The sequence below is a fragment of the Corallococcus carmarthensis genome (genome assembly GCF_003611695.1).
Taxonomy (GTDB): domain Bacteria; phylum Myxococcota; class Myxococcia; order Myxococcales; family Myxococcaceae; genus Corallococcus; species Corallococcus carmarthensis.
The window spans coordinates 1-6,395 of the sequence record NZ_RAWE01000339.1 but is presented as its reverse complement, the minus strand read 5'-3'; the positions used below and the strand labels follow the sequence as shown (position 1 = coordinate 6,395).

6 protein-coding genes are annotated in these 6,395 nt (G+C 71.3%); 2 read left to right on the top strand and 4 right to left on the bottom strand.

What is annotated here, in order from left to right:
* From D7X32_RS42290 to D7X32_RS42275, 4 genes are all read right to left on the bottom strand, one after another.
* Nucleotides 1-447: hypothetical protein (locus D7X32_RS42290; RefSeq protein ID WP_208752730.1), on the bottom strand; the 447-nt coding region annotated here is incomplete at its 3' end.
* Nucleotides 448-456: 9 nt separating this feature from the next.
* A complete protein-coding gene (locus D7X32_RS47720) occupies nt 457-2,553 on the bottom strand; it encodes an OmpA family protein (protein WP_120608171.1) in 2,097 nt (698 codons plus the stop codon).
* 3 nt (nt 2,554-2,556) lie between these two features.
* Nucleotides 2,557-3,105 (bottom strand): peptidylprolyl isomerase, encoded by a 549-nt coding sequence (locus D7X32_RS42280; RefSeq protein ID WP_120608170.1) that lies wholly within the window; start codon nt 3,103-3,105, stop codon nt 2,557-2,559.
* The gene (locus D7X32_RS42275) at nt 3,102-4,151 is read right to left on the bottom strand and encodes a hypothetical protein (RefSeq protein WP_120608169.1); all 1,050 of its coding nucleotides are present in this window, start codon (nt 4,149-4,151) and stop codon (nt 3,102-3,104) included. Before D7X32_RS42275 ends, D7X32_RS42280 begins: the two co-directional genes overlap by 4 nt.
* 379 nt (nt 4,152-4,530) lie before the next feature.
* On the opposite strand from D7X32_RS42275, the gene D7X32_RS42270 reads away from it, so the two are divergent.
* Both D7X32_RS42270 and D7X32_RS42265 read left to right on the top strand, forming a co-directional pair.
* The gene (locus D7X32_RS42270; RefSeq protein WP_120608172.1) at nt 4,531-5,166 is read left to right on the top strand and encodes a DUF4142 domain-containing protein; all 636 of its coding nucleotides are present in this window, start codon (nt 4,531-4,533) and stop codon (nt 5,164-5,166) included.
* A 159-nt stretch (nt 5,167-5,325) separates the two neighbouring features.
* The coding region (locus D7X32_RS42265; protein WP_147450485.1) for a serine/threonine-protein kinase at nt 5,326-6,395 on the top strand (1,070 nt) is incomplete at its 3' end.

Sequence of the window (6,395 nt, the reverse complement as noted above, 5' to 3'; positions counted from 1 at the left end):
GAGCAGCTGGTGCAGCCGGGCGGGCGGGGGCAGCGACACCAGCCGCGCGGCGATGGAGCTGGCGCCCTGCACCTCGAAGCCGTACTTGCGGCTGTACTCGGCGTTGACCGTCACGGAGAAGATGCCGGCCATGCCGCCCGTCGCGCCGCCGCCCACGGAGAACTCCGTGGACTCGCGGATGGTGAAGGTGAGCTTCGCCTCGAGCGTGGCCTCGGCGAAGGCGTAGAACGTGGGCGTGAAGCCGAGCGCGAGCAGGCTCCACAGCTGCCCATCGCCCAGGTCCACGGTGCGCTCGGACATGCGCTTCGCGATGTCGAGCGAGTTGACGTCCAGCGCGTGCTGCGCGTCCGCCACCGCGCGCCCGAGCCTTTCGATGAGCTCGGGCAGCGGCGCGTCCAGCACCGTCATCATCGCGCGCTGGCCCTGCGTGGTGTTGTTTCCGGGCATGGGGCCTCCTTACGGGTACCAGCGCTGGAGGTAGTCGCCGATGGCCTGGAGGAACTGGGGCGGCGCGGGCACCGCCACCAGACGGGCCTTGATGGTCGAGCTGCCGGACACGCTCAGCTCGTACTTCACCGCCAGATGCGCATCCACGTTGAGGGCGCGCAGCTCGCGCTCGGAGCTCTCCTCGCGGTCCGCGGACGGCTTGCCGCCGATGCGCGCGCCCGACAGCAGGAAGGCGGCGGGGTTGCTGGTGCCCAGCATGGTGCCGGAGGGTCCGGAGACGGTGACGATGTTGCCCGCGGACTGGGCCTGGATGCCCGCGGCCAGCAGGCCGGAGCTGGAGCCGCCCGTGATGGCGGCGGCCAGGTTGCGCGCCGTGTCCGCGGCCGTCACCCCCAGCGTGAACTGCCCGGGTTGCGGCGCGACGCCGGCCTCCACGGCCACCAGCTGCACGTTGTCGATGACGAGGGTGTCGCGAGGCTGGGGCGAGGCCGGTGGGCGGCCATCGCCGAAGCGCCGGGCCACGCGGATGGAGCCGGCGGCGGACAGGACCGGGGCGGTGGGCTTGCTCGCGAACAGGGTGAACAGGGCGTGGTCGCCGGTGCCGTAAAGGTAGACGCGGTCCCCGCGCGCGAAGGCGCCGAAGGCGGTGTTGGCGTTGGCGTCGCGGATGGCGCGGGCCAGGTTGGCGGCGGTGGACTCGGCGGTGGCGCCCACCGCGAAGGTGGTGCCCTGGGAGGCGGTGCCCTGGGTGAAGTCCGTGCCGCGGAAGGTGACGACGGCCGTGGTGGGCGCGTTCGCCGGGGCGCGCGTGCGCGGGACGATGCGGGCCTCCCGGTCCGTCCCCGTGGGGTCGAAGGCGGCCGTGGCCGCGACGGTGCGGGCCACCAGGGCCGCGGGCACCCCGGTGAACTGGAAGACGACGCGCCGGTTGGCCGCCAGGTCCGAACCGCTGAAGCTGACCGTCGCGCCCATGCCCCGGGCCGTGAGCCTGCTGGCCGCCACGCCTCGCGACGTCAGCGCGCGCAGGACGAAGTCCGCGCGCTTCTGGGACAGGCGCTGGTTGTAGCCGGGGGCCGGCGGGGAGCGCTGGTCCGCCCAGCCCTCCAGCACCAGCGTGGCGGACGGGTGCTCCGCCAGCAGCGCCGCCACCGCGTCGAGGACGGAGGAGGGCTCGCGGTCCGTGCCGTAGGTGGTGGTGGGCACGTCATGGATGTCGGTGTCGAAGTAGATGGCCCGGTTGCAGTCGCCGCCCGAGACGACGAGGAAGGCCGCCGGGTCCACCTGCTGGCCGATGTCCGTCAGCGCCGCGCCCACCGTCGCCGCGGCGCTGGTGTAGCGCGTGCCGTTGGTGGCGGGCAGCAGCAGCGCGGGCGCGGGCGTCACGCTGGCCAGCCGCGCGATCACCAGGTTGTCGCCGGGCGCCGCCTGGGGCGAGGTGCGCACGGTGATGACGGAGCGGTTGATGGCGTAGAGGTCCGGGCGGTTGGTGCTGGCGGTGACGCCCGACTGCATCTCCCAGTCCATGAAGACGCCCTGCAGGTCTCCCGCGGCCTGGTTGGTCCAGACGGAGTTGTTGCGCAGGGCCACGAGCAGCTCCTGCGCCGTCTCCCACAGCGTGTCCTGGCGGGTGACGGGCAGGCCGGTGCTGTTGGGGCCCACGCCGCCGTCCAGCGCGTAGCTGGTGGTGCCCACCGTGAGGTGGCCCGGCGCGTTGGCCACCAACGCCAGACAGGCGTAGGGGGGAATGCCCTCGCCGTCCTGCACGGTGATGGTGGCGCTGCCGCTGGCGGAGGACGTCTCGAGGCTGTACTCGCTCGACTCGTTCTCCCGGTCGTAGTTGAAGTTGACGTCCACGTCGACGGTGGTCGAGTAGTAGACGTTGAGGTTCACCTCCAGGTCGGCGTACTGGAAGTGGTAGAAGGCCGGCTGAAGCCCCAACGAGAGCAGGTTCTGCGGCATGCCCGGCAGGACCGTCTGCCCCAGGCGCAGCGTCTGATCCACGCTGTTGGTGTCCAGCTTGGCCTGGGCCTCCGCGATGGCGAGCCCCATGTCCTTGATGAATTCGGAGATCTTGAGATCCGCGAGGATCTTCCCTGCTTTCGGCATGGTCTACCCCAGGGGTGAGGCAACAGGTGGAAGTGCGACGGCGACGTCGGGACGGACGGTGTCGGGCCGGACGACCCAGTAGGCGTGACGGTCCTGCTCCAGCGAGATGCGGCGCGCGTCCACGTGCAGCCCGGACCGCGTCCAGCCCAGCACCCGCTCCGACAGCGGAAGCCGCCCCGCGCCGGCCAGCGCCACCGCGGACTCCAGCCGCGTGCGCGCCTCGGCCAGGCGCCCGAGCTTCGCCAGCGCCAGCCCGTGCCGCTCGTGGTGCGCGGCCAGGTCCTGCAGGGCCAGGTCGCTCGTGGGAGGCTGTTGCTGGTAGTGGGCCTCCACGCGCTGGCAGAAGGAGATGACGGCCTCGTGGGCCCCCGAGCGCTCCAGCGACTCGAGCACGCACCACGCATAGTGGCGCTGGCAGACGTCGGAGCCGCCCTGGAGCGCGGCCAGCCGCAGCGCCTCGCGGTAATGGCGCAGCGCCTCGTCATGCCGGCCGGCCAGCGCGAGCACCTTGCCCTGTTCCGCCACGCGGAAGTGCAGCGCGAGCGTGCTCACTGCGACACCAGGGTGGTGCGCGTGCCACGCGCTCGCAGCTCCGAGACCAGCCAGCGGGCGCGCGTGTCACCCACCGCGGGCTGGAAGGTATGGGGCAGCCGGGAAAGCGCGGTGCGCGTCTCGTTGGCGGGCAGGCCCAGCGCCGTGGACAGCAGCTCCGCGGCCACGGCGGGGTCCTTCGAGTCCTCCACCGTCAGGCGGAAGCTGCGGAAGTTGATGAGCTGCACGGCCAGCTTCGCGCCCGCGGACTCCAGGGGGGCGGTGCGCGCCACCACGTCCGCGCGCGACAGTCCCGTGTGCAGCACCACCGGCAGCCGCTTGAGCACCTTCGGCACCAGCGCCGAGGGCATGCCGGTCTCACGCACCAGCAGCTCCGTGAAGCCGGCGCCAGCGGGGGCCTCGAGGAGGCTCACGTCGAAGCGCTGGAAGGCATGGTCCAACAGCCGCACCCCACCCCGCGGGCCCAATTCCTTCCACGCGCGCTCTGCCTGCTCGTGCGAGAGGTCCCTGGCCACCAGGGGAGCCTCCCCCGGAGTCAGCCCCTGCGACTCGAGCACCGAGCGGATCATCGCGAGGCTGACCGTGTCGGTGGCGAAGACGTCATAGCGGGCCGTGGGCGGATGGCTGGCGTCCACCTCCGCGCCCAGCGGGGCGAAGCGCGCCTGGAGCGCGTCCACGGTGGCCTGGGAGACGGCGCCGAGCACCGTGGGAGGCGTGGCGCAGAGCGCCGCCGCGGCGTCCGTCAGGGGACAACCCAGGACGGCGGCCAGCTCCGTGCAGACGTCGCGGAAGCGGCCACCGTCTCGCAGGTACAGCGCCACGTCATAGGTCCGCACGGCGGGTAGAGGAAGGGGCGCGTCATCCGGCTCCACGACCACTCGCAGGCCGGCGTTGCCCAGCACCTCCGACAGGCTCCTGGCGAGCTCCTCGGGCAGCCCTCCCGCCAGCACCGCGGGGGCGCGGAACAGCCGCGCGGCGAGCTCCGCTGGGGCCAGATCGAAGTGGGGCACCAGCGCGCGGACGATGCTCGCGGAGCCACGGTGCAAGGAGAGAACAGTGACGCGGCGTGAACCGTTCATCTGGAAACACGAAACAACACAAAGTGTTTCACTGTCAACGAGACACAGGGTGCGATGCAATTACCAATGCATGAGAAATGCCCGGTTTCGACCCCTCAACGCGGGCCCCCCCACCGTCATGGCGCGGGGGGCTGAAACACGCCCGTGAGACATTCCGGAAAGCATGTTTCGGCGGATGAGCCTGACACCGTGCCGGGCAAGGGTGGCAGGTGGGGACTCCGCGGGGCATGGCCCCCTGCCTGCCCTGGCTGTGCTCCCGGGCACAGTGGCAACGGCTGGGACGCGCATGGCCATGGACGGAGGGCCTCCCCATCCTGCCCCCGCGACATTCATGGGGGGGTTGGACATGCGGACAGCGAAATTCTGGATGGGGACGGTGCTGGCGGGCGCGCTGGCGCTGGGCTACGGGTGCGGGAGCGACGCGAAGGATCCGATTCCGCAAGAGGCACCTCAGCAGTACCCGGACGCGGGGACCGACGCGGGCGTGCTGCTGACGCTCACGGATGCGCAGATCGCCCGCATCCTGCAGGTGGCCAACGAGGGAGAGGTGATGCTCGGCCAGTACGCCGCGCCGCTCGCCACCGACCCGGCCATCCTCGCCTTCAACCAGCAGATGGTGACGGAGCACACCGCCGTCAAACAGCGGCTGGATGCGCTGCTCGCCACCGAGGGCATCGTGCCCGAGGACACCGCGCTGAGCCTCCAATTGCAGACGGACATCCAGCAGATGATGCAGGTGCTCGGCGGCCCGAACGCGCCGCCCCCGGGCACCGCGCGCGACCTGGCGCTGATCAGCGCGCAGGTCGCCGCGCACGCGCGCGTCGCCTTCATCGGCGACAGCCTGCTGACCACGCAGGCCACCAACACGGCCCTTCAGCAGGAGCTGCTCACCGAGCGGCAGGGCGTGCAGACGCACATCGACGCGGCGACGGACCTCCAGTCCGGCCTGGTGCTGCCACCCGTCGAACCCGTCGAGCCGTAGCCCGCCACACCTCCAGAGGCATTCCACCGCTGGATAAAAAATCGGCTCGGGCTCTCAAAACATGAGAGCCCGAGCCCATGCTCACGACCCGTGGGGGAGGATTCGACCCAGGTGCTTTCCAATCGTGTCGGCCCGGTTTAGTAGGAATTTGGACCGCCGATGCAAAAGCCCACCGAACCGACCTCCGCGCAGTCCGAGCCGTTGACGACGGGACGGGTCCTGCGCGCCACGTATGAGATTGGCACCGTGCTGGGCAAGGGTGGCATGGGCGCGGTGTTCCTCGCGCGCCACCTGCGGCTGCCGGGCAAGCAGGTCGCCATCAAGGTGCTGCACGGCGCGGAGGCGCTGTCGGAAGAGGTGGCGCTGCGCTTCCGGCGCGAGGCGGAGATCGCCTCCCGGCTGGGGCACCCGAACATCGTGGAGGTGCTGGACTTCGACACCCTGGAGGACGGCACACCCTTCATGGTGATGGAGTACCTGCGCGGTGAGGGCCTGTCGCGCCGGCTGCGCAAGCAGAAGCAGTTGCCGCTGGAGGAGGTCCTCTCCATCACGCGGCAGATGGGCGCGGCGTTGCAGGCGGCGCACCGCGCGGGCGTGGTGCACCGCGACCTGAAGCCGGGCAACGTTTTCCTCGTGCCCACGGAAGCGGGCGGTGTCGTGGGCGAGCGCGTGAAGCTGCTCGACTTCGGCATCTCCAAGCTCGTGGACTCGCGCACGCTGATGACGCTGGACTCCGTGCTGATGGGCACGCCGCAGTACATGGCCCCTGAACAGGCCATGGGCCACAACAGCAACGTGGACGCGCGCACGGACCTCTTCGCGTTCGGCTGCATCGTCTACGAGATGCTCGCGGGCCGGCCGCCCTACTCCGGCGACAACGTCGCGGAGCTCATCTACCAGATCGTCCACCTGGAGCCGCCGCCGCTCCTGTCGCTGGCCCCCGGGACGCCGCCGCACGTGGTGGCGGCCATCTCCCGCGCGATGGCGAAGAAGCCGGAGGACCGCTACCCGGACGTGGGCGCGTTCATCCTGGAGCTGACGGGCAGCCCGCTCCAGACGCTCGCGGAAGCGAAGCCGGAGCAGCGCTCGCGCCCCAGCACCCCCACGGCCCCGCCGTCGGTGCCGCGTCCGCCGGATCGCGAGGAGCACATCCCCACGGTGGGCATGCGCCCCCACGCCGGCCGCGACACGTCCCCTCCTTCCTCCAGTCCCCAGACGGCGTCCCTGCC

Bases quoted from the DNA above. Each gene is read 5' to 3' on its own strand.
- D7X32_RS42270 (WP_120608172.1), top strand. From the start codon at position 4,531: ATGCGGACAGCGAAATTCTGGATGGGGACGGTGCTGGCGGGCGCGCTG.
- D7X32_RS47720 (WP_120608171.1), bottom strand. From the start codon at position 2,553: ATGCCGAAAGCAGGGAAGATCCTCGCGGATCTCAAGATCTCCGAATTC.